Annotated in this window: 20 protein-coding genes; 13 read left to right on the forward strand and 7 right to left on the reverse strand. The window is 67.6% G+C overall.

Annotated features, from left to right (window positions below):
- Nucleotides 1-152 precede the first annotated feature (152 nt).
- From FDW83_RS02125 to FDW83_RS02145, 5 genes are read left to right on the forward strand one after another with little or no spacing between them, the layout of a single operon-like run.
- Nucleotides 153-1,451 carry an SWIM zinc finger family protein gene (locus tag FDW83_RS02125; protein WP_138135943.1) on the forward strand — a complete coding sequence of 433 codons (1,299 nt, stop codon included), beginning with the start codon at nucleotides 153-155 and terminating at the stop codon, nucleotides 1,449-1,451.
- Entirely contained in the window at nucleotides 1,448-2,896 is a 1,449-nt protein-coding gene (locus FDW83_RS02130; RefSeq protein WP_138135944.1) for a DUF5691 domain-containing protein, read from the forward strand. The genes FDW83_RS02125 and FDW83_RS02130 overlap by 4 nt, the downstream gene beginning before the upstream one ends.
- Nucleotides 2,893-3,999: an AAA family ATPase gene (locus FDW83_RS02135; RefSeq protein WP_138135945.1), complete on the forward strand. Its 1,107-nt coding sequence runs from the start codon at nucleotides 2,893-2,895 to the stop codon at nucleotides 3,997-3,999. Before FDW83_RS02130 ends, FDW83_RS02135 begins: the two co-directional genes overlap by 4 nt.
- A 3-nt stretch (nucleotides 4,000-4,002) precedes the next feature.
- Complete coding sequence (locus FDW83_RS02140) at nucleotides 4,003-6,246, forward strand: DUF5682 family protein (protein WP_138135946.1); 2,244 nt, start codon at nucleotides 4,003-4,005, stop codon at nucleotides 6,244-6,246.
- Nucleotides 6,243-7,427, forward strand: a complete 1,185-nt coding sequence (locus FDW83_RS02145; RefSeq protein WP_171027411.1) for a VWA domain-containing protein — start codon at nucleotides 6,243-6,245, stop codon at nucleotides 7,425-7,427. The genes FDW83_RS02140 and FDW83_RS02145 overlap by 4 nt, the downstream gene beginning before the upstream one ends.
- 4 nt (nucleotides 7,428-7,431) lie before the next feature.
- Here FDW83_RS02145 and FDW83_RS02150 read toward each other — a convergent pair whose 3' ends face one another.
- Complete coding sequence (locus tag FDW83_RS02150; protein ID WP_138135948.1) at nucleotides 7,432-8,067, reverse strand: dihydrofolate reductase family protein; 636 nt, start codon at nucleotides 8,065-8,067, stop codon at nucleotides 7,432-7,434.
- Between the two features lie 149 nt (nucleotides 8,068-8,216).
- On the opposite strand from FDW83_RS02150, the gene FDW83_RS02155 reads away from it, so the two are divergent.
- Nucleotides 8,217-10,370 carry a glycogen debranching N-terminal domain-containing protein gene (locus FDW83_RS02155; RefSeq protein ID WP_138135949.1) on the forward strand — a complete coding sequence of 718 codons (2,154 nt, stop codon included), beginning with the start codon at nucleotides 8,217-8,219 and terminating at the stop codon, nucleotides 10,368-10,370.
- On the opposite strand, the gene FDW83_RS02160 is transcribed toward FDW83_RS02155, so the two are convergent.
- Together FDW83_RS02160 and FDW83_RS02165 are read right to left on the reverse strand one after the other, a co-directional pair.
- The gene (locus tag FDW83_RS02160; RefSeq protein ID WP_138135950.1) at nucleotides 10,367-12,367 is read right to left on the reverse strand and encodes a VWA domain-containing protein; all 2,001 of its coding nucleotides are present in this window, start codon (nucleotides 12,365-12,367) and stop codon (nucleotides 10,367-10,369) included. The two genes, FDW83_RS02155 and FDW83_RS02160, sit on opposite strands and share 4 nt — an antisense overlap.
- 30 nt (nucleotides 12,368-12,397) lie before the next feature.
- Nucleotides 12,398-13,786 carry a sigma 54-interacting transcriptional regulator gene (locus FDW83_RS02165; RefSeq protein WP_138135951.1) on the reverse strand — a complete coding sequence of 463 codons (1,389 nt, stop codon included), beginning with the start codon at nucleotides 13,784-13,786 and terminating at the stop codon, nucleotides 12,398-12,400.
- A gap of 74 nt (nucleotides 13,787-13,860) precedes the next feature.
- Between FDW83_RS02165 and FDW83_RS02170 the strand changes: the two genes are divergently transcribed.
- The 3 genes from FDW83_RS02170 to FDW83_RS02180 are packed head-to-tail and all read left to right on the forward strand — an operon-like array spanning nucleotide 13,861 to nucleotide 16,092.
- The gene (locus FDW83_RS02170; RefSeq protein ID WP_138135952.1) at nucleotides 13,861-14,493 is read left to right on the forward strand and encodes an MSMEG_4193 family putative phosphomutase; all 633 of its coding nucleotides are present in this window, start codon (nucleotides 13,861-13,863) and stop codon (nucleotides 14,491-14,493) included.
- A 1-nt stretch (nucleotide 14,494) separates the two neighbouring features.
- On the forward strand, nucleotides 14,495-15,205 hold the full coding sequence (locus FDW83_RS02175; protein WP_370281151.1) for an SCO1664 family protein: 711 nt from the start codon (nucleotides 14,495-14,497) through the stop codon (nucleotides 15,203-15,205).
- Nucleotides 15,206-15,264: 59 nt separating this feature from the next.
- Nucleotides 15,265-16,092 carry a DNA/RNA non-specific endonuclease gene (locus FDW83_RS02180; RefSeq protein ID WP_138135953.1) on the forward strand — a complete coding sequence of 276 codons (828 nt, stop codon included), beginning with the start codon at nucleotides 15,265-15,267 and terminating at the stop codon, nucleotides 16,090-16,092.
- Nucleotides 16,093-16,098: 6 nt separating this feature from the next.
- Here the strand turns inward: FDW83_RS02180 and FDW83_RS02185 are convergent, their stop codons facing one another.
- On the reverse strand, nucleotides 16,099-17,682 hold the full coding sequence (locus tag FDW83_RS02185) for a triacylglycerol lipase (protein ID WP_138135954.1): 1,584 nt from the start codon (nucleotides 17,680-17,682) through the stop codon (nucleotides 16,099-16,101).
- Between the two features lie 236 nt (nucleotides 17,683-17,918).
- Here FDW83_RS02185 and FDW83_RS02190 point away from each other — a divergent pair, with 236 nt between their 5' ends.
- Nucleotides 17,919-18,947, forward strand: a complete 1,029-nt coding sequence (locus FDW83_RS02190) for a M12 family metallopeptidase (RefSeq protein ID WP_138135955.1) — start codon at nucleotides 17,919-17,921, stop codon at nucleotides 18,945-18,947.
- 139 nt (nucleotides 18,948-19,086) lie between these two features.
- The gene (locus tag FDW83_RS02195) at nucleotides 19,087-19,377 is read left to right on the forward strand and encodes a hypothetical protein (protein WP_138135956.1); all 291 of its coding nucleotides are present in this window, start codon (nucleotides 19,087-19,089) and stop codon (nucleotides 19,375-19,377) included.
- On the opposite strand, the gene FDW83_RS02200 is transcribed toward FDW83_RS02195, so the two are convergent.
- On the reverse strand, nucleotides 19,321-20,109 hold the full coding sequence (locus FDW83_RS02200) for a BTAD domain-containing putative transcriptional regulator (protein ID WP_138135957.1): 789 nt from the start codon (nucleotides 20,107-20,109) through the stop codon (nucleotides 19,321-19,323). The genes FDW83_RS02195 and FDW83_RS02200 overlap by 57 nt on opposite strands.
- A gap of 238 nt (nucleotides 20,110-20,347) precedes the next feature.
- On the opposite strand from FDW83_RS02200, the gene FDW83_RS02205 reads away from it, so the two are divergent.
- Nucleotides 20,348-21,622 (forward strand): cation:proton antiporter, encoded by a 1,275-nt coding sequence (locus FDW83_RS02205; RefSeq protein WP_240720810.1) that lies wholly within the window; start codon nucleotides 20,348-20,350, stop codon nucleotides 21,620-21,622.
- Here the strand turns inward: FDW83_RS02205 and FDW83_RS02210 are convergent.
- Complete coding sequence (locus FDW83_RS02210; protein ID WP_138135958.1) at nucleotides 21,619-21,996, reverse strand: hypothetical protein; 378 nt, start codon at nucleotides 21,994-21,996, stop codon at nucleotides 21,619-21,621. The two genes, FDW83_RS02205 and FDW83_RS02210, sit on opposite strands and share 4 nt — an antisense overlap.
- Before the next feature lie 82 nt (nucleotides 21,997-22,078).
- Nucleotides 22,079-22,600 (reverse strand): HNH endonuclease family protein, encoded by a 522-nt coding sequence (locus FDW83_RS02215; protein WP_370281152.1) that lies wholly within the window; start codon nucleotides 22,598-22,600, stop codon nucleotides 22,079-22,081.
- A gap of 1,007 nt (nucleotides 22,601-23,607) precedes the next feature.
- Between FDW83_RS02215 and FDW83_RS02225 the strand changes: the two genes are divergently transcribed.
- Nucleotides 23,608-25,245 (forward strand): serine/threonine-protein kinase, encoded by a 1,638-nt coding sequence (locus FDW83_RS02225; protein ID WP_138135960.1) that lies wholly within the window; start codon nucleotides 23,608-23,610, stop codon nucleotides 25,243-25,245.
- Nucleotides 25,246-25,951 lie beyond the last annotated feature (706 nt).

A 25,951-nucleotide genomic window follows, 5' to 3' on the forward strand; every position in this document is an offset into this window, starting at 1 on the left:
CAGCTCGCCCAGTGACTACTACCAAAGGCACCTTAGCCGACCGCGCGGCCCGCGGTTGACCACGGGAACGCAACCTGCAGGCGGGACACGCGGGCGCATCCGCACGTCCGTGCCTCTCCCCGGCGCCGCCCGCATCAGGCACAATGTGGTTCATGGGGCGTTGGAGCGAGGACAGGGTGGCCAGCGCCGCGCCCGATGCCGCATCCCTGGTTGCCGCCCGCAAGCTGGCCCGCCCGGGACCCTGGTCCGGGACGGGCAGCAACGGCGACCTCGTTTGGGGGAAATGCCAAGGCAGCGGCAAGACCCCTTACCAGGTAAGCGTGGATACGGTAGCGCCGGCGTACCGGTGCTCGTGCCCCAGCCGGAAGTTTCCCTGCAAGCATGCACTGGCGCTGCTCCTCCTGTGGGCGCGGGGAGAGACGGCCGGGGAAGGTGCCGAAACCGCCGCCTTCGCCAGCGAGTGGGCAGCCAAGCGGACGGAGCGGGCCGCTGCACGCACCGGCCGCCCCGACGCGCGCCCCGCGGATCCGGCAGCGCAGGCCAAGCGGCTGGCGGAGCGGACGGCACTGATGGACGCCGGCGTCGAGGATTTCGCCCGGTGGCTAACGGACTTGGTCAGGACCGGGCTCGCCCAGGTTCGCAACCAGCCCTATTCCTGGTGGGACGCCGTGGCCGCCCGGCTGGTTGACGCCCAACTGCCCGGCCTGGCAGAGCAGGTACGGGCCATGGCTTCGGATGTCCACGCCCGCACCGACTGGGCGGACCACCTCCTGCTGCACGCAGGCCGCTGGTGGGCCCTGACGAAAGCCTGGCCGCGGCGGGAACGGCTGACGCAGGACGAGCTGGCCGACCTTCGGGCGGCAGTCGGATGGCCCACACCCGCTGCGGACGTCCGCAACACCGAGGCATTGCCCGGCCCCTGGCTGGTACTCGGCGCGCACCGCAGCGACGACGGCCGCCTCCAGCAGCAGCGGACGTGGCTGCAGGGGCCGGACGGGACTGTCGTCGTCGTCCTCGATTTCGCCGCCCGAGGTGAAGCTTTTGCCCTGCCACAACTGGCAGGGGCCGTACTGGACACAACGGTGGCCCGCTACCCCGGCTCGGCACCACGACGGGCCATGTTCACCAGCCCTGTGGCACCCAAGGCAATGGCTCACGGGCTGGGCACGGGCGGCAGTATTGCCGGGGCTTTGGCAGCTGAGTCAGCCGCGGTTGCGGCCTCGCCGTGGCGTGGGCGCCACCCTGTGCTCCTGGCCGGAGTCCGGATCGGCAGCACCGGCCAGGGCTGGTTGCAGGACAGCTCCGGCCAGGGGCTGCCGCTGGTTGACGCCCGCCTGGACCACTTGCTGGCAGTGACAGGCGGACACGCCGTCGAGGTTTTCGGTGAACTCGAGGACGGCCGGCTCAGGCCGCTGTCCGTGGTGGTTGACGGGGCAGTGGTGGCCGCATGACATGGCTGGCCGAACTGCGGGCCGCCGCGCTGGTGGGCACGGGCCGCCATCCGGTTCCCCAGCCGCCCCCGGAGCTCCATGTGCAGAGTCCCGACGGGATTTCGCCCGAGGAGTCGCTGCTGGGCCAGGCTGCCCTTGCTGATGTGGCCACACGTGCGGCCCGCAGGGCTGTCCCCGTGCAGGGCGGCCAACCATCGGCCGCGCCGCTGGACGATGCCCCGCCCGCCGCGGGCGACGCCGCCCGGCTCCTCGAGCTGCTCCTCACGCAACCTCCCGTCGGGTCCGAACTCCGGACCCGGCTGGTGGCCGACTGGCTGCGACTCGCAGCGGAATCCGAACGGCGGGTTCCGCACCGGCTGCTGCCCGCGTTGTTTACCCTGGCAGAGACCCAGCCCGCCGTGAGGGACCAGCTGGAACCGGCCATCGGAACCCGCGGCCGCTGGCTTCAGAAGCTCCAGCGGGCCCAGGTTACGGAGCCTCTCCCCGGTACGGCCGGGGACAGGGAGGTGACCGGCGCCGATGCCCTGGAAAAGCTGACATTGCTGCGGCGCACCGACCCGGCCGCCGCCGTCGAACGCCTGGAAGCCGAGTGGGACAGCCTGGGCGCCCGCGACCGCGCACTGTTCCTGGGGGTCCTGGAAACCAATCTCGATGCCAGGGATGAGCCGCTCCTGGAGAAGTCCCTGGATGACAAGGCCAGGACGGTGCGCGATGCAGCCGCTTCCCTCCTGGACCGGCTTCCCGGCAGCGCCCGCGCTGCCCGCATGGCTGCCCGGCTGCGGCCGCTGCTGAGCGTCAGGGGTGCGCTGCGGAGGCGCCTGGAGATTGAACTGCCGCCCGCTCCGGACGCAGCGGCGTTGCGCGACGGGATACCCCCTCCGCCGCCTGCCGGCGAACCGGACCGGCTGCGCCGGCTGGACACGATCATCCGCGGTGCACCGCTGGATGTCTGGACGACGGCGGCGGGCAGGGATCCGGCTTATACCCTCGCCCTGCTGGACGGGGAACCGCGGATCATCCAAGCAATCCTCGCCACCGCCGTACTGCGCGCCGACCGCGAATGGGCGCGTGCCCTGCTGGCGCTCCGGGCAGACGCGCGCCTCCTCTCCTGCCTGCCGGCGGAGGAGCAGGAGCGGTGGCTCGCGCAGCATCTGCGCGAGGGCAGCATCCAGCCGGTTGCGCTGGTTCCGCTGCTCCGCGGACTCCCCACGCCCTGGGGTCCCGACCTGGCCGGCGCCGTCCTCGAGCTCGTGGCCCGCAAGGAAGGCGGCTACGTTGCCGCCATCCTTGCCCCGGTCCTGCCCGCGGCACTGCCCGCCGAAGCCGCCGACGAGTGCCGCCGCCTGCTGGGCCGCTCCGACGACGACGCATCGCGTCGGCGCGTGCTGCGTGACGTCGTCCAGTACCACTCATTCCGACAATCACTGACGGAGGCCTTCCCATGACCAATGCCCCGGCCCCGGCGGACATTGTCCGCGCCCACGCCGAGGACGCCTACGCCGCGGAACTCAACGCACTCGCCGGCGTGGACGACCGCCCGCGCCCGCCCAGCTGGCGGCTGTCACCCTGGGCGGTCACCACGTACGTCCTCGGCGGTACGTTGCCCAACGGTGTGGAGATCACCCCCAAGTACCTGGGGTCGCAGCGGCTTGTGGAGATCGCCGTGGCTTCGCTGGCCACGGACCGTGCCCTGCTGCTGCTGGGTGTACCCGGCACGGCCAAGACCTGGCTGGGCGAGCACCTCGCGGCAGCCATCTCGGGGTCGTCTTCCCTGGTGGTCCAGGGCACAGCGGGAACGCCGGAGGAAGCACTCCGGTACGGCTGGAACTACGCGCGCCTGCTCGCCGACGGCCCGTCCCGCGAAGCCCTGGTGCCGGGGCCGGTGATGCGGGCCATGGAAGCCGGCATCCTGGTCCGGGTGGAGGAACTGACCCGGATCCCCTCGGACGTGCAGGATTCCCTCATCACCATCCTCAGCGAGAAGACCCTCCCCGTCCCCGAACTCAACACCGAAATACAGGCACGGAAAGGCTTCAACGTCATTGCCACGGCCAACAACCGGGACAAGGGCGTCAATGACCTGTCATCGGCCCTGCGGCGCCGTTTCAACACGGTGGTGCTGCCGCTTCCGGACACCCTCGACCAGGAGGTGGACATCGTCACAGCCCGGGTCCGCGCCCTGGGTACCGCACTGGAACTGCCGGCCGGCCTGGCCGAACTGTCCGAGATCCGGCGGGTGGTCACGGTAATGCGCGAGCTGCGCGCCGGGGTGACGCAGGACCAGCGCACCACCATCAAGTCGCCGTCGGCCACTTTGTCCACGGCGGAGGCCATATCGGTGATGACGAACGGGCTGTCCCTGGCCGCCCATTTCGGGGACGGTACCGTGCGTGCCCAGGATGTGGCCGCCAGCCTGGTGGGTGCGGTGGTCAAGGATCCGGTGCAGGACCGCGTGGTCTGGCAGGAATACCTGGAGACAGTTGTCCGGAACCGTCCGGACTGGAAGGACCTCTACCGGGCCTGCCGCGACCTCGAAGCGTCCAACTGACCGATGGCCGAGGTGCACATCCTGGGGATCCGTCACCACGGTCCCGGCTCCGCCAGGTCGGTAGCCGAAGCCCTGGCGGAACTCCGGCCGGAGCTGGTCCTGGTGGAGGGCCCGCCGGAACTGGACACGGTCCTGCCACTGCTCGCCGACGTTGACATGGTGCCGCCGGTAGCAGGGCTGGTTTATGCGGTGGATGAGCCCCGGCTGGCCTCCTTCTACCCGCTGGCGGGCTTTTCACCGGAGTGGGTGGCCATCCGCTGGGCGCTGTCGATAGGCGCCGGGGTGCGGGCCATTGACCTGCCTGCAGCAAACACCTTTGCCATGCGCCGGACGGCGGCCACCCCCGATGTCGCTGCCCCCGGGGCGTACCGGCCTGACGCGATCGGGATACTCGCGGACGCTGCCGGGTACAGCGACCCCGAGCGGTGGTGGGAAGACGCCGTCGAGCACCGGAAGGGCGGACCCCTGGACAGGTTCGCCGCCATCTCCGAAGCCATTGCGGAGATCCGGGCAACGGATTCCCGGCCGGCGGAACATCCCGACGTCGTCGAAAACAACCTGCGGGAGGCTGCCATGCGGCGGCTCCTTAGGGCGGCCATGCGCGAAGGCCACGAAAATATCGCCGTGGTCTGCGGCGCCTACCACGCTCCTGCACTGGTGCCGGCCGGTTTCCCCGCAGCCGCGGCGGACAGCAAGGTCCTCGCCGGGCTGCCCAAGGCCAAGGTCACCGCCACCTGGGTGCCGTGGACCTCCCACCGACTGAGCTTCCGCAGCGGCTATGGTGCCGGGGTTACCGCCCCAGGCTGGTACCAGCACCTCTTCGCCCATTGGATGGACCAGGATCGCCCTGTCGACGTGGCAACCACCTGGCTGGTCCGGGTGGCGCACGCCCTGCGCAGGGAGCACCTGGACGCCTCCACAGCGTCAGTGGTGGAGGCAAGCAGGCTGGCCACGGCCCTCGCTGCCGTGCGGGGCCGGCCCAGCCCCGGCCTCGCCGAGCTCGACGACGCCGCGCAGGCCGTACTGTGTGACGGCTCGCCGCTGCCGCTCGCCGTCGTCCACCGGGAGCTCACGGTCGGCCAGGAAATCGGGAACGTCCCGGAGTCGGTGCCCACGCTCCCTTTGGCCGCCGATCTGGCCGCAGTCCTCCGCAGCCTCCGGTGGAAGCCCGGCGCCTTGGAGGAGGTGTTGGTCCTCGACCTGCGCAAGCCGGGCCAGCTGGCGCGGTCGGTGCTGCTGCACCGCCTGCAGCTGCTGGGTGTTGACTGGGGTGTACCAACCGAAACCGGACGCACCACTGGCACCTTCAAGGAGGCCTGGACGCTTCAGTGGGACCCGGAACTGAGCGTGGCATTGGTGGAAGCGAGCCGCTACGGGACCACCGTCGCTTCGGCAGCAGTTGCGGCCGCCGCGGAACAGGCCAGGGACGCCCAGAGCCTTGCCGGCCTCAGTGCGCTGCTGTCGCGGTGCCTGCTTGCAGACCTTCCGGACGGGATCAGCGCCGTCGTACCGGCACTGGCCGAACGGACGGCCCTGCAGCAGGACGTGGCGCCGCTGCTGGAAACCATCGCTCCCCTGGCCCGGACCTGCAGGTACGGCAACGTCCGCGGCGTGGACACTGCGGGGGTGCGGAGAATCCTCGACGCCACCGTAGTGCGCGCCTGCGTGGGCCTGCCCACCGCCTGCGCCGGGCTCGACGACGACGCTGCCGCCGCCATGCGCCGGGCCCTTGATGCAGCGAACGACGGCCTGGCCCTCCTGCCGGACATGCCGCCCGGGGACTGGCGGCAGGCACTGGCCGCCGTGGCAGGATCGGACCGCATCCACGGTTCGGTGGCGGGGCGGGCCAGCCGGCTGCTGCTGGACGCGGGGGTGCTCGACGGCGGCGAAGTGGCCGCCAGGTTGAGCCGGCGCCTTTCGCTGGCCACGCCGGCGCCCGCTGCCGCAGCGTGGCTGGACGGCCTGCTGTCCGGCGACGCCGCCCTGCTGGTGTACGACCCCCACCTGCTGGCGATCGTCGACGGCTGGATCAGCGCGGTCGACGAGGAGGTGTTCGACGACGTCCTGCCGCTCCTGCGCAGGACGTTCTCCGCCTTCAGCCGCCCGGAACGCCGGGAGATCGGCGAGCAGGTCAGCCGCACCGGCAGCAGCGGGGCACCCACGGCACAGGAGGGTCTGGACTTCGCCGCGGCTGCCCCGGCGATTCGGACAATGGCGGGGTACCTGGGATGGGAGGCCCGAGCATGACCGATTCAGATTCCGCGCGCGGCAGGTTGAAGCGGTGGCGCCTGGTGCTCGGCGGGAACGACGCCGACGGGGTCTCCACGCCCGGCGGCGAGGCCGTGGTGCTTTCCGCGGACGACGCCCGCCGCGACCAGGCACTGCACGAACTGTACGAGGACCGGAAGGGCAGCCGCGGGGGCATGGGGGCCTCCAGCCCCCGGGTGGCGCGCTGGCTGGGTGACATCCGCAGCTATTTTCCGTCCTCGGTGGTCCAGGTGATGCAGGCTGATGCCATGGACCGGCTCGGCCTGAGGCAGCTGCTGCTGGAACCGGAGATGCTGCGCAGCGTGCAGCCCGACGTCGGACTGGTGGGCACGCTGCTCGGGCTGGGCCGGGTAATCCCCGAGCACTCCCGCGAAACGGCCCGCGCGGTGGTGCGGCAGGTGACGGCCCAGCTTGAAGAACGCCTGCGGGCACGCACCATCCAGGCCGTCACCGGGGCCTTGAACCGGTCGGCGCGGACCCGGCGGCCCCGGCACCGGGACATCGACTGGAACCGGACCATCGCGGCAAACCTTCGCCACTACCAGCCCGCCTACCGCACGGTGGTGCCGGAACGCCTGGTGGGCCACGCCCGGCGAAGCACCGAGATCCAGCGCGAAATCATCCTCTGCATCGATCAGTCCGGGTCGATGGCCGAGTCCGTGGTGTATTCGAGCGTGTTCGGTGCGGTGCTCGGCTCACTGCGTTCCCTCCGCACCCGCATGGTGGTTTTCGACACGGAAGTAGTGGACCTTACGGAAGACCTGGACGACCCGGTGGACGTCCTGTTCGGCGTGCAGCTGGGCGGGGGCACCGACATCAACCGCGCCCTGGCGTACTGCCAGGGCCAGATCAGCCGGCCGGACGAGACCATCCTCGTGCTGGTCAGCGACCTGTACGAGGGCGGCATCGCGGAGGAGATGCTGCGGCGTGCGGCGGCCATCGTAGGATCAGGTGCCACCATGGTCGCGCTGCTGGCGCTGAGCGACAGCGGGCATCCGACCTTCGACGCCGGCCATGCGGCTGCGCTCGCCGGGATCGGGGTTCCGGCGTTCGCCTGCACTCCGGATCTGTTCCCGGAACTGATGGCTGCCGCGATCGAGCGGCGGGACGTCAGTGGTTGGGCGGCCGCGCACGGCATCCCCACGAATCATGAAAGCTAGCCGGTCACGTCTGGCCGCTGCCCGGCGGGCCGGTAAGCACCGTCGGCACGTACTCCAGCAGCTGGAGCCGGCCGTCGAAGGTCCGGCTTTGCACCATCTCCAGCGCAACGTCCGGGTAGCCGTCGTAAATGCGCTCGCGGCCGGTACTGCCGGTGATTACCGGGAAGACAACCAGCCGGAACCGGTCCACCAGGCCCGCCACCAGCAGGGACCGGGACAGGCTCAGGCTGCCCAGGGTGCTCAACGGCCCGGTTCCGTTCCGTTTCATGTCCCGCACCGCCTCCACAGCGTCCCCGGGAACCAGCATCGAGTTGGGCCAGTCCAGGGGTGCCTGCAGCGTGGAGGAGAAGATGACTTTCGGAACGGCGGCAAGGCCGGTGAGGCTGGCGCCCTCCTCCTTTGAAAAGCCGGAGCGGTCCGCCGCTGCCTGCGCGGACAGGCCGTACATCAGCCGGTAGGTGTTGGCACCCATCAGGAAGGTGTAGTTCTTCTCCGCCTCCTGGTCCAGCCACTCCAGGTATTCCGGCCCCTCCAGCCCCCACCAGCCGGGCCATCCCTCAGCGGAGGCATACCCGTCCAAGGAGATGATCAGGTCCACCATCAGGGTTGCTGGTGACGTTTCCGCAGGTGTGGCGCCCATGGCCGGCTCCTCGAACTGATCGGCGTGGATGTGCCGGCAATGCTATGCCCGGACCGGGCCGGCTTCAAGGGTCCTCCCCTTTCATCAGCCCTGCCTGAGGCGTAGCGTCTATTCCGCCGGGAACGGTCGCAGCCGTCAAAGGAGCGGACATGGCTGGATGGAATGCGGACACAGCCGCGGGGCCCGTGGGCGCGGGAACCGTAACGCTGGTGGAAGGGTCATGTTTTTGCATCTCCGCTGCCAACGGCGACATCCACTCTGAGCTTCCCCACGGTGTGTTCCACGAGGACACCCGCATCCTGTCCGGGTGGAACATGGCGGTGAATGGCCAGCCCCTCGAACCGCTGACCGCGGAAACGAAGGAACCCTACCGGGCACTGTTCATTGGGCGCGTCCCCCGTGCGGACGGATACGCGGACAGCCCCCTGATCGTCGAGCGCCTGCGGGAAGTGGCTGCCGGGGTGGTTGAGGAAATCACCATCCGCAACTACTCCCGAGACCCTGTGGAGTGCAGCGTCTCCGTTGGCGTCGATTCGGACTTTGCGGACCTGTTCGAAGTGAAGGAGGCGAGGGTCCAGCGGCGCTGGGAGGTGGTCCGCGGAGCCGACGGCGACTCCCTCATCATCAGCGCAGCCTGGCAGGACCTCCGGAAGGCTGTCCTGGTGCGGGGACGCGGAGCAGTCGCCACCGCCGGTGCCCTCACGTACCATGCCCTGGTCCCCGGCCACGGCCACTGGAGCACGCGGCTGAGCGTAGCACCTGCCGGGCCGCACAAAGCCACCCGTCCTCCCAGGCACGGGATGTCACCGAGCGACCGGCGCCACCAGGAGTGGGTCGCGAAGATTCCCAAGCTGCAGATGACCAACCGGTCCATCGTACGGACGCTGCGGCGCAGCTATGACGACCTCGGCGCGCTGCGGATCGAGGACCCGGCGCATCCGGAGCGGATTGTGGTGGCCGCCGGAGCGCCCTGGTTCATGACGCTGTTCGGGCGGGACTCACTCTGGGCTTCCGAAATGGCCCTTCCCGTGGACCCGTCCCTGGCCCTTGGCACCTTGCAGACCCTGGCTGACCACCAGGGCAGGGTGGTGGACCCGGTGAGTGAAGAGGAACCCGGAAAGATCCTCCACGAGGTACGGCTGGGGGTGTCCTCCGGGCTGGCCCTGGGCGGAAAGTCGGTCTACTACGGCAGCGTGGACGCCACGCCCCAGTTCGTGATGACGCTGGGCTCGGTCAGCCGCTGGGGCTTCGCAAAGGACACCATCGCTGCCCTGCTGCCCAACGCGGACCGTGCGCTGGACTGGGTCCGGAACTACGGCGACAAGGACGGCGACGGCTTTGTGGAGTACTCCCGCCTCAACGACCAGGGCCTGCTCAACCAGGGCTGGAAGGACTCGTGGGACGGCATCAACTTCGCTGACGGCACCCTCGCGGAGCCGCCCATCGCCCTTTGCGAGGTGCAGGCTTTGGTGTATTCCGCCCTGCTGTCACGGGCGTGGATGGCGTACGACGGCGGCGACGCGGCTTTGGCGGCGCAGCTCACCGGGGAGGCGGCGGCGCTGAAGAAGAAGTTCAACGAGGCGTTCTGGCTGCCGGACCGCGGCTACTTCGCCGTAGCGCTGGACGGCAGGAAGCGCCCGGTGGACGCCTGCGCCTCCAATATGGGCCAGTGCCTCTGGCAGGGCATTATCGATGATGACAAGGTGCCGCTGGTGGCCGAACGGCTGATGTCGCCGGAGATGTTCAGCGGATGGGGCGTCCGGACCCTTGCCACGGACATGGGCGCCTACAACCCGGCAAGCTACCACAATGGATCTGTCTGGCCGCATGACAACGCCATCATCGCGGCGGGCCTCATGCGTTACGGCTTCGTGGCGGAGGCGCAACGCATCGCCACGGCACTGCTTGAAGCGGCAGAATACTCCGACGGCCGGCTTCCGGAACTGTTCTGCGGGTTCAGCCGGGACCAGGTTGCGGAACCGGTGCCCTACCCCACCGCCTGCTCGCCGCAGGCTTGGGCAGCCACCACACCCATCATGCTGATCACCAGCCTGATGCGGTACGACGCCCACGTTCCGCTGGGCGGCTTCTGGATGGACCCGGCGCTGCCGGAATCGTACGGCGACCTGCACATCACCAACGCACCCATGGGAGGCGGCCGGATCACCATCGACATCGCCCGTTCGGAGGCGTCGGTGAAGGGCCTGCCGGAGGGCATCGCATTCCACCGTGGGCACCGGCCCTGGCTGACGGAACTCGTGGCCCAGGCCGGCCTTGGCAGCGCCCGGAACAGCGTGCCCTAAAGCGCCCAGCCGGCGTCGTCATACGAACTGCGGACGTGGGCCCGCAGGTACTCCCCCACCACGGCGGCGCCCAGGCCGCCCACATCCGGTGCAACCACCCGTGCGTCGATCCGCCGTGCCATCCGCTGGACGAAGCGCTCAAGCCCCGGGTCGTTGCCGAGGCGGAAGAACGTCGCCTGCACGCCGCTGCGGCCCAGCCGGTCGAGTTCGGTGACGGTGGCCCGAATGGTCTCGCGGTCCGGCGGCCAGCAGAACCACGATTCACCGTCCGGCAGCAAGTGCGCGGTGGGTTCGCCGTCCGTCACCACCAGCAGGACGTGCTGCATGGACGGGTGCTTGCGGAAGAAGCGGCCGGCCAGCAGCAGCCCGTGGTGCAGGTTGGTGCCCTGTTCCCGGAGTGCCGGCAAGGCGGTGAGCTGGCCGATGTCCATGGACTGCGCGTACCGGCCGAACGTGACCAGCTGCAGCCGGTCTCCCCGGAATTTCGTGGAGACCAGGTGGTGCAGCGCCAGTGCCGTGCGCTTCATTGGCACCCAGCGGCCCTCGGCAGCCATGGAAAATGACACATCCACCAGCAGGACGACGGCGGCCTGTGTCCGCGCCTCCGTTTCGGTCACTTCGATGTCGTCCACACCCAGCCGGAATCCCCGGCCGGGATCGCCGCCCTCTGCCACGGTGCGGCGGATGGCGTTCGTCATGGTCCGGGTCACGTCCCACGGCTCGGCGTCCCCGAACTCCCACTGCCGGCTGGAGCCGGTCTGGTCGCCCGCGGCACCTGCGGTCCTGGTTTCCCGCCGCCCCTGCCGGCCGGACAGCTGCCGGGCGGTATCCCGCAACAGTGACTTCCCCAGCCTCCGCATGGCCTGCGGGGACAGCCGGAGGTCGCCGTCGGCACCCCGCCGCAGGTAGCCGCCGTCGTGCATTGCCCGTTCGATCTCCGCAAGGGTACGTGCGGTGACGGCCGCGTCCTGCCCCAGCTGGCGGGCCAGGGCCTCCAGGTCCAGATCGTCCAGCCGGGAGCCGCTGTATGACTGGGAGAGCTGCTCGGCCAGCGCATCCAGTTCCCCGATGTCCTGCAGGACACCGGTGCCGTCGCCCAGGCCGAGCCCTTCCTGGCCCTCAAAGCGTTCAGAGCCGCTCCAGTCCTCCCCGGGCCGGAGCGCCCGCAGCGTGTCGTCCAGCTGGTCGAGCTGGGCCATCAGCTCCGGCGAACCGAACGCCTGGGCCGAGAGCCGCATCAGTTCGTCGCGCTGTTCGGCGGACATGGACTGCAGGAGCCGCTGGGCTGCGGCCGCGCGCTTGGCCAGCGCGTCCACCAACTCCTCGACGGAGCGCGGGTTTTCGGGGAAGAACTGGCCGTGCCGGGCCATGAACTCCTGGAAATCGGCGTTGGTGTCTTCGCCGCGGCGGTGTTTGCCGAGCAGTTCGTTGAGGTCTTGGAGCATCGCGCTGACCGCCTCGCGGTCCTGGTCGGTGGCGCCTTCGAGCGCCTGCTTCATGCCGGCGAACCGCTGGTCCAGCACTTCCCGGCCCAGCAGGTCCTTGATCCGCTCGTACGCTTCCCTTGCGGCGCCGGACTGCCAGTCGTAGGAAGCGAGTTCGTTGACGGCGGCCGCGGTGGACGCGGGAAGGTTCTGCAGCTGCATCTCCCGGAATGCCCGGTCCATGTTGTCCATCATCGCGTCCCGGGCGAGCTGCTTGCGTTCCTCCAGCACGGCGGTGTCCAGCAGCTTCCGGACTTCGTTGAGGGTCCCGTCCAGCCGGTGCCGGCCAAGCAGGTCGCGGCGCCGCTGCTGCACGCGCCGGGCCAGGTCGTCCAGCCCTTCCCGGTCCCGGCCGCCCCTGCGCAGGTACTCCTGCAGGGCATGACGCGGGGTATACCCTGCCATGACGTCCTCGGCCACCGCCTCGAGCGCCTCTGCCAGGTCCACCGGCGGCGCAAGCGGATCCGGCCCGCCGGCGTACCGGCCGTACCGTGCGCGGTTGTGCGGCACCATGTTGCCTCCTCTACGTGGCCGGAACTGTACCTAGCCGTAGACCGTTGCCTCGTCGTCGGACTCCTTGGAAATCCGCCTGGCCAGGTATAGCCCTTCAAGCGCCAGTTCGACGGCGGACGCCCGCTGTCCGTCGTTCTTCGCGCCCAGGCGTGCGCTGATTTCGTCGTAGAGTCCGGAGCCGTTCAGCGACGGGAGGTTCTGGAGGAACTCGCGGGCGGTAACCTGCTCCCCGGTGGTAACGGTGGTGTGGCCGTCCAGCGCTGCCACAAGCGGTCCCATGTCGATGCCGTGGAAGTGGGCGCGCACCGCTTCGGCGGTGGCGGTGCGAAGGAGATGGTCCAGGATGCCCTGTTCGCGGCCTTCCTCCCCCGACTCGAACTCGATCTTGCCCGTCAGGACCTCCGCCGCCGGTCCCAGGTCGACAATTCGCGCCACGGCCTGGTCCTCCCCGCGCACGCTGGCGCGCCGCAGCGCAGCGGCGGCCACGGTTTCAGCCCCGGCGATGGCGAAGCGGGCGGAAACGCCCGAGGTCTGGTTGACCGCAGGCGACTGCCGTAGGGCCCGGGTGTAGCGGGCCAGGATCTCCAGGATGACGGGCGGAACGTCGGCAACCAAGCGGCCCTCCTGCCGGATGACAGCCACCTCGTCAGCCAGCTCAATCGGGTAGTGCGTGCGGATCTCGGCGCCGAAACGGTCCTTCAGGGGCGTGATGATCCGGCCGCGGTTGGTGTAGTCCTCCGGGTTGGCAGATGCCACCACCAGCACGTCGAGCGGCAGCCGCAGCACGTACCCGCGGATCTGGATGTCCCGTTCCTCCATCACGTTGAGCATGGCCACCTGGATGCGCTCGGCGAGATCAGGCAGCTCGTTGATGGCGATAATGCCGCGGTTGGAACGCGGAACCAAGCCATAATGGATGGTTTCCGGGTCACCGAGCCGGCGGCCCTCGGCCACACGCATCGGGTCGACGTCGCCGATGAGGTCAGCCACGGAAGTGTCCGGCGTCGCAAGCTTTTCCACATACCGCTCCGACCGGTGGCGCCATGCCACCCGCAGCCGGTCGCCTTCCGTCAGGGCCCGCGCGCGGGACTGCTCGGTGATGGGCTGGTAAGGGTGTTCATTGAGTTCCGAATCCTCGATCACCGGCGACCACTCGTCCAGCAGCCCGGCCAAAGTGCGGAGCAGGCGCGTCTTGCCCTGGCCCCGTTCACCCAGCAGAACAACGTCGTGCCCGGCGATCAGGGCACGCTCCAGCTGCGGCAGGACGGTCCGGCTGAAGCCGAACATCCCGGGCCACGGGTCCCGGCCGGCGGCGAGCGCGGCCACCAGGTTGTCGCGGATTTCCTGCCTCAGGTCCTTTTGCACATGGCCGGCCGCACGCAGTTCGCCGACCGTGAAGATATCGGGACGATCAGTCACTCCTCTACGGTAAGCCCCGCCCTTCCGCTAATCGAGGGATTTGTCCAGATTCCCAAACGCTACTCTTGTTGCTGATGACTGCTGAAAGCACGCTGCTCCTCCTGGTCCGCCACGGGGAGACGCCCACCACGGGGAAAGTGCTGCCGGGACGGGTGCCCGGCCTGCACTTGTCCGACCGCGGCCGGGCGCAGGCCCGCCAGGTGGCGGAACGCCTTGATGGCCTGGAGGTCGATGCCGTCTACTCCTCCCCGCTGGAGCGCGCCTGCGAGACGGCGGAGCCCACGTCCCTCGCCACCGGTATTGCGGTAACCCCGGACGCAGGGCTCCTGGAGTGCGACTTTGGCGACTGGACCGGAGCCGCGCTCGCCGATCTGGCAGGCCTGCCGGAATGGCAGGCCGTGCAGCACACCCCGTCCGCCTTCCGGTTCCCGAACGGGGAAAGCTTCCGCGAGATGCAGGCAAGGATCGTGGGGGCACTCGAGGTGCTGGCCGCGGCCCACTCCGGAGGCGTCGTCGTATGTTTCTCCCATGCGGACCCCATCAAGGCAGCAGTGGCCCACGCCCTGGGCACCCACCTGGACCTGTTCCAGCGCATCGTCATCAGCACCGGTTCCGTCTCGGCGATCTCCTATGCGGAAAGGAAGGGACCGGCCGTGCACACTGTGAACTCGACGTCGGAACCACTGAGCGGGCTGCGGAGGCCGTGAGATGGGGCAGGTGCCCGCCCGGGAACTGGGGCTGCTCTGCGAAGGCAGCGTGGAGCTGCTTGGGCGGATGCCGCGCAGCAGCAACGCGACGTTCCTGGTCCAGGTGGCCTGCGGGGATGACACCGGCCGTGCCATCTACAAGCCGGAAGCGGGCGAGCGGCCGCTTTCGGATTTCGAGCCGGGGCTGTACCGGCGGGAACGCGCGGCCTACGTGCTCAGCGAATACCTGGGGTGGGGCATTGTCCCGCCCACGGTAGTCCGCGCCCAGGCACCCCTGGGGATCGGTTCCCTGCAGTGGTTCGTGGACTGCGACTTCCGCGAGCACTACTTCACCCTCCATGAGGATGCGCCGGAGACCCATGCCGCCCTGGCCCAAATTGCGCTGTTCGACTTCGTGGCCAACAACACCGACCGCAAGAGCGGGCATGTGCTCCGGAGCCACGACGGCCGCGTGTGGGGCATCGATCATGGACTGTGCTTCTCCGCCGGTTTCAAACTGCGCACGGTCATCTGGGACTTCGCCGGCGAGCCAATCCCCCGTGCTTTGCTGGACGACATCGCTCCCCTGGCCGGTGGCGTCCCCGCCGAACTGGCTGAACTGCTTGATCCCGTGGAAATCCGGGCTTTGCAGCGGCGGGTGCGGCGCATGCTGCTTGAGCAGGTGCTGCCAGCCGACCCCACCGGCATGCGCTACCCGTGGCCGCTGGTGTAGGGGCTGTTGGCCAAAGCGCCGTAACGCGGCGGTAACGCGTCCGGAACTACCGTCCGCGCATGAGCGAGACGCAGGGTGCCCGAAAATCCGGCTACGCATCCGGGTTCCTAGGCGCGGAGGTGGAAGTTCCCACCATTGATGCCAGCCTTGGCGAGGACACCGTCCGGCTCGACGGTTCACCCGTCATTCCCTACACGCACTTCTCCCTGGCTGTCAGCAAGTCCCGTGGGTTCGCGCGGTGGGTGGCCTGGAACATCGATGGCGGCAGCATTAAGAAAATCAGCCGGAAAGGCATCTCCTTCGTGAAGGACTCCAGGATTCCGGAGCAATTCCAGAACGGCGACGAACTGTACAACGGAAACCGCCTGGACCGCGGCCACATCGCCCGCCGCGCCGACGTCCTGTGGGGTTCGATGCCGGAGGCAAAGCAGGCCAATGACGACTCGTTCTTCTTCACGAACATCGCGCCGCAGATGGACGACTTCAATCAGAGCGGCAAGGCCGGCGTGTGGGGGCGGCTCGAGGAAGCGGTCTTTGCCGACGTCGACGTGCAGGACCTCAAGGTGACGGCCTTCGGCGGACCTGTGTTCCGGGACACTGACCGCGAATACCGCGGCGTCCGCCTGCCGCGTGAGTTCTGGAAGATCCTCGTCTATAAGGAACAGGGCGAACTGAAGAGCGCGGCCTTCCTGCTGACCCAGAACCTCAACCCATTGGAGGCACTGGACCTGGACGAGTTCCGCGCGTTCCAGGTCACCGTACCTGAACTGGAGGAACGCATACTCCTGCGGTTTCCGGCCGCCCTGCAACCCGCGGACGGGCGCACCACGCTCCAGGCACCCGGCGAGCGCGCTCCGCTGGCCAGCATCACCGACATCCGGTGGTGAGCTGCGCTAGAGAGAAAGTACCCGTGGGGTCACAGTGATCTGCAGGCCCGCATAGTCTCCCAGGAGCGGCTTCATCAGGGCGGGAACGTCGATCCGTCCGCTCCACCGGTTGGCCGTTCCGTCCCGGTCCAGCAGGCGGTCCCGGTCGTCCCGGATCCAGTCCCGCAGGGCAGTGGGTATGGTGCTGTTCCATGCCGCCCAGGCCGTGGGCAGGGGCTGGGCCGCCGACGGCGGTTCGATGTCCACCACCAGCGTGTCCTGCCAGTCTTCGGTCTGCTCCATGTGGTCCTCGAAAAAGAACCGGCCCTGTTTCTCGACGATGGACATCAGCCGCAGCCGCAGCGCCTGCCGCAGCCGGGGGACGCTCCTTCCGCCCACCAGCGGGCGCGGAGCCTGCGAGGACAGGAAGGTGGTGAGCAGCGGCTGGGGCGAATCGATGGGGTCGCCTTCCCTCCAGCGCTCGATCTGCACCGGGCAGAAGTGGGCGGCGCTCTGCTCATGGACCATCACGGGCAGGCCCCGGATAGCCACGCCCACATCCAGCTGGAATTCGACATCCTGCGTCGCGTCCCGTCCTACGGTGAAGCCCACAAGTTCCACCTGGATTTTCAGGTCCCCGAAGAGGAACCGCTGCAGGTTCTGGTAGCCCTCTTCGGAATTGACGATGCCGTAACGCCCGCTGTGGCTGCGGTGGACGATGGCCAGCGGGGCGCCCCGGACTGCGGCGTTGTTTATCTGGACAAGCCCGTCGCTGCGCGGGCCAACCGCTTTGGAGGACAGTCCGAAGGCAACGTCGTAGTCCTCTGGATTGGAGCCCACCAGGCAGAACAGCTCGCCCACCGGGAACCCGTCGTCGGGCATTTCCGTCGCCTGGAAGGCATCACGGCGGAGGGTCCGACGGCGGGCTGCCGGAGTGAGGTAGTCGTACATCCGGTCAGGCCCGAAGATGTCGGCGCCCTGGATGCCCGTAGCGTCCCTGATCCTTTCCAGCAGGCCGTAGCCGACGGCGAAGTTGATGCCGCCGTGCGGAGTGGCGTAGGTAAAGACCCTGGCGACGTACGCGGTGCCCGCAGCAGGGTCCACGTTCCCGTCGGCGTCGGCCATCTCCTCGGGAATGACCCGCTGGAGGAGGGACCGGCAGATCAGCCCGCCCATCGAGTGCGCCACCAGGAAGACCTTGGGCGCCCCTGTCCTGTCGAGCACCAGCTTGATGAGCCGGAAGAGATCGTGTGCGGCCTCTTCGAAGGAGAAGTTTTCCGGATCCTCGTCGAAGGTATCCGCAGAGTCGTCGTAGAAGCGGTGGATCCAGATGGATGCAGGATTAACGGTTCCGGCGTCCACGCCCTGCAGGTACGCCCACTGGTCGCCGTGCACGGGAACCTCATACTTGTGGTCCGTGACGAGGCGCAGCATGGGGGATTCGAACTGGTGGAACCTGGCTTTCCCGCGGCTGTCCGACCGGACATGGACAGATCCCTGGCTGAAGCCGTAAAAGGGATCATCCACGGCGCTGTTGATGGCACGGCCGTTGCCGGCGAAACCGCGGACATAGATGATGGGTAGCCTGCCGTCGGCGCCCGCGTTGCCCATTGCCTGTCCCCTTTTCCGTCAAGTGCCGCTGCGGAGGTAGCTCCCTGGCGGTGGGGGCAGTTGAGCATTCGTCCCGTTACGGCGCCGTTACCGGGCGCCTTTGGTGCCTTCAGGCACCTACGCGCCAAGCGGTAATGCGCCAGTAACGCGGCCGCGGTTCACTGGGACGAGGCCGTCCTGCAGGCCGGCTCAGCGGGGCGGGAGCCACCGGGAGCGTCGGCAGAGGAGAACACACCATGAACGCACAGGATGCCCGGCCGCACTGCGACGTGAAGCCGCAGACCCGCGCCGTGCTGCGTCCCGACCTCGCACCCGGCAGGGAGAGGCTTATCCGCCGCCTGAGGGCGAAGTGGGTGAACGGCACGGTGCTGCACTTCTGTTTCTTCGAAGGCCCGGCGCCGCAGAAGGCCGCGGTGCGGAAGGCCTTCCAGGAATGGAAGGACCTGGGCATCGGGCTGGAGTTCACCGAGGTGTCCGACCGCAGCGAGGCAGAAGTCCGGATCGCCTTCGACCAGGGTGATGGGTCCTGGTCCTACGTGGGGCGGGACGTGCTGGAAATCAGCATGACGGAGCCAACCATGAACTTCGGTTGGGACCTCACCGATGACTACGGCCGCACCACTGCGCTGCACGAGATCGGGCACACACTCGGCATGCCGCATGAGCACCAGAATCCGTTCGCCGGGATCGTTTGGGACGAACCCAGGGTCTACGAGTACTTTGGCGGGGCGCCGAACCACTGGCCGCCGGAGCAGACCCTGCACAATGTGTTGCGGAAGATCGACCCAAGCGAGGTGGAGGGCTCCCCGTGGGATCCCGACTCCGTGATGGAGTACTGGTTTCCGGCGGGCCTCATCAAGGAACCTGCGCGGTTCCAGGCAGGCCTGAACCCGCCAGGCGGCCTGTCCGACGCGGACAAGGAATGGGTGCGGAAGTTCTTTCCCGCCGTCAAGGCCGAACTGCCCCTCCTGGACCCGTTCAGGTCTGTGCCGCTCTCGCTGGAACCGGCGGAGCAGGCGGACTTCGCCTTGGAACCGGGCGCCTCGCGGACGTACGAGATAGCCACGTTCGGGACAGCGGACACGGTCCTGGTGCTGTTCGAGGACGTCGACGGCGAGCTGCGTTTCGTCGCCGGTGATGACGACAGCGGCGAGGACCGCAATTCCCGCCTTTCAGCCAAGCTTTTCCAGGGACGGCGTTACGTGGTGCGGGTGCGGCTCTACTGGGCCGGCGAGTCCGGGCAGACCGCCCTCATGTATTGGTGAATCCTGTTCCCGAACCGGGCGGTGAACCGGCCCTGCCCGTCCCGAACCATCTGTCAAACCCGCAGCGCCCGGGAAGCTCAATATTCTCCGAATTCTTGCTAAAGGAAAGCCGGCTCCCAGGTCTCGTGAGGCAGGATGGGTGCTGGGAACGGGGCCGGCGGAGATGGGGGAGACCATGCGAGGGGACGACGTTGGGGCAGGACCTGATGATGGGCTGGAAGGCTTCAGTGCCGGTCCGGATGCCGGCACCCTGGTGATCCGCACGTGGCATGAACACGAGGGGCAACCCCCTGGCTTCCGGGCGAGGATCACCTACGGTCCGGCCCTGCGCAACCAGCAGACAACCGTCTCGGCAGCCGACCCGGACAAGGTCCTACACGTTGTCAAGCAGTGGCTGCTGAACCAGTCGGCTGCTCCCGGCGGGCACTAGCTGCACGTCCGCGGACCGGGGCCGCTGTCCCCTGGCACCGCTAATCAGCTGCCTCAGCGCGTCCGATGGTGTGGCGCCCATGTCCTCCGCCAGCTGTTCCCGATACTTCTCGTAGGCCAGCATGGCGCTGGCCACATTCCCCTGTGCGAGCTCTGCTGCCACCAGGACCCGTACAGCGCTCTCGTAGAGGGGTTCAATTGCCAGAGCCGCGATTGCAGCCTCTGCTGCGGCCTCGTGGTTCCCCTGGCCGGCGAACTGCCGCGACAGCAGCGTGAAGGCGCGGAGCCGGTCGTGCCGCAGCCGCCCCTGCTCGAACAGCACCCAGTCCTCGTACCAGCCCGGGAGGAACTCGAGGTCGCGCAACTCCTGAAGCCTGCCCGCCGCCGTCGTTCCACCCGGAAGGGCTGCTTCTTTCAGGACCGCCCGCACGGTATGCAGGTCAACGCCGACCCTGTCGTGGAGGGACAGCAGCGCACCGTCCTTGACCAGCAGGCCGGGCAGCTGCCGGGTGACCAGGTGGACGGTAACACGTAGGCTTTCCAGTGCTTTCGCTTCCGGATACTCCGGCCACAGCATACCGGCGATGTAAGTCCGGAGGCTGGGACCGCGGACAGCCAGGGCGGCAATCAGCCGCTGTTGGCGTGCTGCAACGTGAACGGTGATCCCGTCCTGGCGGAGCTGCCAGGACTGCATGAGGTCCAGCTCATAAATTCCATAGTCATCAATGCCCATGGCTACCCGATCTGAGCAGGCGGTAAGGCACCGCATCCGTATGATCGAGGATCCTCAGGTTGAGGTTTAAAGTCAATCAGCAAATCCCCCAATTTGCGTAAGGAGAGACGCCTCTCAGACGCGCTGCGCATCGGGCGGGAAGGGCGGACACCAGCGTGAGGAAAAAGGATTTATGTAGCGCAGGTAGTGAAGTTCCAGGTTACTCCGGCCCCACTGCACATTGCGTGCCGGAGGCTATGTGGCGCCTGCTGCCCGGACAGCGGTAGTTTTGGTGTACTTTTCCCTCGAAGCAGCCGAGGTACCGGAGGTGCCGCTGGTGCATAGCCTGTCCACATCGCTGGTGCTGATTGCCCTGGTGGCCATCCTTGCGCCCCTGGCTGCACGCCTGCTTGACCGCACGGTCAGGGTGCCGATTGTGGTGTTCGAGATTGTCCTCGGTATCCTGCTGGGCCCCAGCCTGCTGGGTTGGATCCAGCCCACCGAGTTCGTCGATACGCTGGCGCAGTTCGGGCTGGCCATGCTGTTTTTCGTTGCCGGCAACGAAATCGATGTCGCCCTGATCCGCGGCCGGCCCGCCCGCCGCGCCTTCGCAGGCTGGGTTGTCTCGCTGGCAGCAGGCATTGGAGCCGGATTTGTCCTGGCTCCCGGACCCGGGGGTGCCGTGATCATTGGCGTCGCACTCTGCTCCACAGCCCTGGGGGCGCTGTTGCCGATTATGCGCGACGCCGGCGAGTCCAGTACCCCGCTCGGTGTCGCCGTCACCGCGTTGGGAGCAGCCGGGGAGTTTGGCCCGCTGGTTGCAATCTCACTGTTCTTCAGCGGCAGGGAACTGGGACCGGCATCGGCAGTGCTGCTCGGGTTTGTGCTCCTGACCGGGCTGGCGATCTTTCTGGCCTCCCGGGCGCGGCACACCCTGCTGCACACACAGGTCACCAGAACCCTTCATACCAGCGGCCAGTTCGCGGTCCGGTCCATCATGTTCATCCTCACCGTGCTTGTGGTGCTGAGCATGGTACTGGGACTGGACATGCTCCTCGGGGCATTCGCCGCCGGAGTTCTGTGGAAGGTGGCGATTGCCCGCGCTCCCGAACGGGACAGGACGGTCATCGAAGCGAAGGTCGATGCCGTCGCGTTCGGGTTCCTGGTGCCGGTCTTTTTCATCGACACAGGCGTCGCCTTTGACCTTCGGGCCCTCACTGCGAGTCCGGCGGCCCTTGCCCTCGTGCCGCTGTTCCTGTTCCTCCTGCTGGTGATCCGCGGCCTGCCGTCATTGCTCGCCGCTCCCGCCGGGTCCGCCGCCGCCAGCAAGCGGGCGGTCATGCTGTTCGGTGCCACGGGACTGCCGATCATCGTAGCGGTGACAGCCATTGGCAGGGACCAAAACCTCATTTCCAGCGCAACCGCATCTGCGCTCGTGGGGGCGGGAATGCTCTCCTTACTCCTGTTCCCGTTGCTGGCGCTAGGCCAGCACCAGCGCGCGATGTCTGCGGGGGCGGCCAAAGATGCTTACTAAGGCTGCGCCAGCCCTCTCGGGTTCCGATTGCGGTCGATGGAACGCCGGATCCCGACGATCCTGACGGCAACTCCTGCCAGGACCAGACCGATCCCCAAGGCCATCAAACTCCACACCGGCACGGCCGCGGCATCGATATTGCGGTAGCATTCGGCCGCCAGGCCGGTGATGTGCATCTGCGCATCGGCCTCTTCCGCAGCGCGGCTTTCCGGGAGCAGAGGGCTGCCGCAGAGCGGCCCCGCCGGCCTTAAACCGACAACGACACTCAGGACATGCAGGGCCAAACCAACGGCAATCGTCAATATCCACCCACGCCGTTGGCGAAGGTCTTCATTGAGCCCTTTGGTCTTGTTTCCCCGCGACTGAACCTCCATGTTCAGAGCATAGTGAGGGTCAAAGTGTTTTGCAGGCCGCCCCTCCCCTGCCGTGCGGTACTTCTGCTGTTGTGGCACGCCGCTACCGGCAACCTGTAAGGATGCCTGCAATGGCATCGCGCTCGGCCCTGGTGACCCAGAGCTGGTACTTCGCCTTGACGGCAGTTTGGCGGGCGACATACTCGCACCGGAATGCCCTGTTGGGCGGCAGCCAGGTGGCCGCGTCCTTGTCACCCTTCGCTGAGTTTGTGGGCCCGTCAGCGGCCATGAGGTTCAGCGGGTCATTGGCGAATTCCTTCCGCCTGTCGGCGGTGAGCTGCTGTGCGCCTTTCTGCCATGCGTCGCTGAGCGGAACGATGTGGTCGATCTGTACGTCCGAGCTCGTGTCCTGCCCGCGGACGAAGTTGATGGTTGTGCCCGTGTACTTGTCCGCGAGGGTCCCTTCAGCGACTACGCAGTTGTTGGTGCCGGGCTTGAAGGTTTCGTTGGCCAGGTCCCGGGCGAGGATGTCATTGCGGGTGTCGCAACCGTTGTGGTCGGTATCAGCCCACGCCGGTCCAAACTCATCCCGGGTGTAGCCGGTCTTCGGGGCGCGTCCCTTCACCGGAATGCCTTCGAGTTGGACCAGGGCATCGGCGGCATTGCTGCCGGAAGCTGATCCTCCCGCCCCTGGATGACCGGCAGCGGTGCCCTGGGCAGATTCGATCGCCTCAAGGGCGTTGGCTGCGGCATCACAACCGACAAGGGAGCCGGCCAGGAAAAGGGCGGCGACGGCGGTCAGGGCCGGGGTGACGGAGCGGATGATCTGACGGTCCTTCTGTTGATATGGGGCTGTTCCACGCTATCTGCCCTCACAACTTGTCGGCCGGAGGCACACCTGTGGTGCCCGTCACAGGCCACCGCTGTGCGGCCAGCGCCTCGTGGTCAAGCTTTCCGGTCAGCCCGCCCACCCCCGCAGCTGGCCGACCTGCCGGATGTTCCCAGGCCCGGTGCCAGTGAGGACGTGCCGCCCCCTGGCCCGTTCCGGACCTTCCAGGCGCCCATCCGGGACATCGCCGATTTGAGCGGGCTCAACCTGGACCGGCTCATCGCAACCTGGACCGGATGCCCATCACAGCGCCCCGGGGTACCTCGCGCACCGGAACTACCTGGCAGGTACTGTCCGTACCTGAGGCAGCGGGATGCCGACGCCCCGGTAGACAGGGTCGAGGTCGCTGAAGCCATGCTGGGAACCGCAGCCTGAAGCTGTCTTTAACCCGTAGGCATCGCGGCCCCCAGCATGGATTAGCCAAATCTAAAGCGCCCTGATTAACGCCACGTAAACAGCGCTTAGTGCCCCTCCTGGATCTTGACAGTTAATCCTCGGAGCCTAGAGTCCCGCTGTCCCACGGCTACTACGTCTCCTCCGGCAGCACGGACGAGAATGGCCATCCGGAAATTTGTGCTGCATCCGGAGGCAGCACGGGCCATTTCCGTTGGTAGTTTCGCCGGCAGGGTGTGATCTAATACTAAGCAGCCTTACTACCTTGCCCCGTACAGGTTCGTAATGCGGACTGGTAATAATATCGCGCGGAGCAGGACGACAACAAGCAAGATTTTTTAGGAGCCCGCATGACAGAAGTACAGCGGCCAGCGGTGACAGGCCAGCTCTTGTGCCAGCGTTACCGGCTCCAGGAACTGATCGGCCGTGGCGCGGCCGCAGCGGTGTATCGGGCCCTTGACGAAGTATTGAGTCGGGAAGTTGCCCTTAAGGTCTTTTCCAAGGAAGGCGGCGAGCCCGAATTGCTCGCGCGCCAGGAAGCCGAGATCCGGATCCTTGCCCCCCTGATCCACCCGTCCCTGGTCACCCTGTTCGACGCCGGCACGGACCCGACCAGTGAGCGCACCTTCGTGGTCATGGAGTACGTGCCCGGCCCGGACCTGCGCCGTCATTTGCGGGACGGTGCGATGGCGCCGGCGGACATCGCGAAGATGGGGTCCGATATCGCTTCCGCGCTGAACTATGTTCACGCCCGGGGCGTGATTCATCGGGACATCAAACCGAGCAACGTTCTCCTCTACCCCCGCTCCGGCCAGGCCGGTGCCCGGTGGAGGGCAAAGCTCGCAGATTTCGGCATCGCCCGCGTCATGGAGGAAGACCACCTGACCAGGACGGGCCGCACCGTCGGCACTGCCGCATACCTGAGCCCGGAGCAAGCCCTCGGTAAGCCGCTGGACGGCGCGAGCGACGTCTACTCCCTGGGCCTGGTGCTACTGGAATGCTTTACACGCCAGGTCGAGTTCCCCGGCAACCACATCGAGTCCGGAGTGGCAAGAATTCACAGGGACCCCGTGATTCCAGACACCATCGGGGCTGATTGGAATTCCCTGCTGGCAGCAATGACTGCCCGCCAATCCGCAGAGCGGCCGACCGCCGCGGAAGCCGCCGCCGCGTTGAAGCAATTGGCGTTGCGGGACAACGCTCCAAGGATGGCCCCTCCGCCCGCAGGCCGGATTCCGACACCAGGATTTGTCACTGCACGTCCCCCTTTGCCACCACGTTCCCCGGCTGCTTTGCCGCATGCCAGGAAGCCCGGCAAACGTGGCCGGGCCGTCATCGGTGCTGCCCTCGCAGCAGTCATTTTGACCGGTGCCACCACGGCCACTTTCGGAGGAAGCGGTCCCGACCAGGCCGCCGCACCGGCCGGCCAGGCAATCCCGGTGCACAACAACCCGGTCGATTACCATCTGGATCAGCTCGAAGCAGCCCTCCAATCCACCCCCGCGCTCCTGCCACTCGTCAAGGAAGTGCGTCAGGCGGTTACCGCCGGCAACCTGGACGCTGGACTGGCGCATCTGCACCGATTGGAAAAAGATGCGACGGACGAAGCCGCCCGGAATGGGTTGACCTTCGAGCAATTCCGGAGCGTTATCAACGCCCTGCGCCTGGTCCGTAATGACCTCCAAACCCTCCTGGCCTCAGCGGACTCATCGGTGGAAGCACTTCCCGCAGCCATCCCGCCCGCCCCCGAAGCCAACCCAGACCCCGCACCGGCCGTAATTCCGGAACCTGCGCCAGTGATCATCGTGAACCCTGTGCCAGCCGCCCCGGCGGACAGGGAAGACCCAGTCCAGCAGGAGCACGAAGACCTGGTCAAGCAGGAACCAGGCCAAGCCGACGACGACGCGCCCATCGAGGCTGGCCCGGACGACAAGCCCAAACAGGGCAAACCCGACAAACCGGGCGACGGCAAGAACAACAAGCAGTAAGGTCTCTTAGTACTCCGCTGCCATCGTCCGCGGGAGCTGTGTACGCTCCAGAACCGGTCGTCGAAGATGACGTACTGGATGTCAAGGTTGCCTGCATGGGCTACGAGCCAGTGCGCCAGTATCCATCCCTTCCGCCGGTTCTCCTCGTTAACCGGACAGACGAAGATGTCAATGGCGCGGCCACCGTAGTGCGTCGAGTCAGCCCCGTGTCCCTCGTTGACGCCACCCGGGGCAAAGCCGCCCAGGCTTTGCTCACCGAACACCAGTCACCACCTGTTCCTGCAAGTCAGCGCCGGCCGAACCCCGGCATGCCAGGCTGGGGCCGGCGTCTTCAAAGGGTCCGTCAGCCAGCCTCTGCATCACAGCCGGGTCAATGCCCGCAGTGTCGGGAGCCTCGTTCCCGCGGGCTGCGAGTGCGACCGCCGTCGTAGCCGGCCGTGCCTCGTCACGGTGAACTCGACCTCTCCCGGAGGTCTGCACTAGACACTCCGGCACCCGCAGGAAATCGGCACCGCTCCGCAGGCCTTCGGGCGCAGCGGGCCCGAGGAGCACCAGTGCGGACGAGAGCACGCCGAGCAGGAGCAGGCTCACGATCCAAAAGCAAGAGTTCCGCTCTCACGGGCCTCCATCGCCAGTGCTGGGAGTCGCAGCTTGCTTCCCGGTACCCGTGTTCTCCTTCTTGCTGTGCCCGGCAGTGCTTTCGGTC

Origin of the sequence: Pseudarthrobacter sp. NamE2, from assembly GCF_005796205.1 — a bacterium.
Lineage (GTDB): Bacteria > Actinomycetota > Actinomycetes > Actinomycetales > Micrococcaceae > Arthrobacter.

What these genes read in the sequence shown, in the direction of transcription:
- FDW83_RS02135 (WP_138135945.1), top strand. Translation starts at nt 2,893, where the DNA reads ATGACCAATGCCCCGGCCCCGGCGGACATTGTCCGCGCCCACGCCGAG.
- FDW83_RS02150 (WP_138135948.1), bottom strand. Translation starts at nt 8,067, where the DNA reads ATGGGCGCCACACCTGCGGAAACGTCACCAGCAACCCTGATGGTGGAC.
- FDW83_RS02180 (WP_138135953.1), top strand. Translation starts at nt 15,265, where the DNA reads ATGAGCGAGACGCAGGGTGCCCGAAAATCCGGCTACGCATCCGGGTTC.
- FDW83_RS02225 (WP_138135960.1), top strand. Translation starts at nt 23,608, where the DNA reads ATGACAGAAGTACAGCGGCCAGCGGTGACAGGCCAGCTCTTGTGCCAG.
- FDW83_RS02170 (WP_138135952.1), top strand. Translation starts at nt 13,861, where the DNA reads ATGACTGCTGAAAGCACGCTGCTCCTCCTGGTCCGCCACGGGGAGACG.
- FDW83_RS02175 (WP_370281151.1), top strand. Translation starts at nt 14,495, where the DNA reads ATGGGGCAGGTGCCCGCCCGGGAACTGGGGCTGCTCTGCGAAGGCAGC.
- FDW83_RS02200 (WP_138135957.1), bottom strand. Translation starts at nt 20,109, where the DNA reads ATGGGCATTGATGACTATGGAATTTATGAGCTGGACCTCATGCAGTCC.
- FDW83_RS02130 (WP_138135944.1), top strand. Translation starts at nt 1,448, where the DNA reads ATGACATGGCTGGCCGAACTGCGGGCCGCCGCGCTGGTGGGCACGGGC.
- FDW83_RS02185 (WP_138135954.1), bottom strand. Translation starts at nt 17,682, where the DNA reads ATGGGCAACGCGGGCGCCGACGGCAGGCTACCCATCATCTATGTCCGC.
- FDW83_RS02140 (WP_138135946.1), top strand. Translation starts at nt 4,003, where the DNA reads ATGGCCGAGGTGCACATCCTGGGGATCCGTCACCACGGTCCCGGCTCC.
- FDW83_RS02210 (WP_138135958.1), bottom strand. Translation starts at nt 21,996, where the DNA reads ATGGAGGTTCAGTCGCGGGGAAACAAGACCAAAGGGCTCAATGAAGAC.
- FDW83_RS02155 (WP_138135949.1), top strand. Translation starts at nt 8,217, where the DNA reads ATGGCTGGATGGAATGCGGACACAGCCGCGGGGCCCGTGGGCGCGGGA.
- FDW83_RS02125 (WP_138135943.1), top strand. Translation starts at nt 153, where the DNA reads ATGGGGCGTTGGAGCGAGGACAGGGTGGCCAGCGCCGCGCCCGATGCC.
- FDW83_RS02160 (WP_138135950.1), bottom strand. Translation starts at nt 12,367, where the DNA reads ATGGTGCCGCACAACCGCGCACGGTACGGCCGGTACGCCGGCGGGCCG.
- FDW83_RS02190 (WP_138135955.1), top strand. Translation starts at nt 17,919, where the DNA reads ATGAACGCACAGGATGCCCGGCCGCACTGCGACGTGAAGCCGCAGACC.
- FDW83_RS02145 (WP_171027411.1), top strand. Translation starts at nt 6,243, where the DNA reads ATGACCGATTCAGATTCCGCGCGCGGCAGGTTGAAGCGGTGGCGCCTG.